Consider the following 405-nt stretch of genomic DNA (forward strand, 5'->3'; position numbering starts at 1 on the left):
AGATAGCCAAGATTGCTTTGAAGCCTCCTGTCAATAACTCGGTGACCGACGCACCTTGCACTGGCCCGTACATCCAGCCAATCAGAACACCACCAACGAGCAATACAACACCTCGGTTCGTCAATGTTTCATGCCAAATAGCGCGATGAGAAACGCCTTCAACTTGCTTCTCCGAATTGAAAAAACGATAAATGGCGAGGGCAACAATAATCGCTGGAAGCTCTAACATAACCAGATAAAGCGTCGTTTGCGCACCAAACTCAATGTTATTGGACTCTACATACGTCAGCACAACCGCAAAGGTACCGGCACTAACCGAACCATAGTGAGCTGCAATACTGCTGGCGTTGGCGAGAGATACGCCACAGACAAAACGTAAGATAGGAAGGATTAATAAAGGGCAAA

At 47.2% G+C, this 405-nt stretch carries 1 protein-coding gene; it reads right to left on the bottom strand.

Translation table 11 applies throughout. The annotated features are described in order from the left end of the window. The coding region (locus A3762_RS05660; protein WP_197469053.1) for a sodium-dependent bicarbonate transport family permease at positions 1-405 on the bottom strand (405 nt) is incomplete at both ends.

It is taken from the genome of Oleiphilus sp. HI0125 (assembly GCF_001635355.1).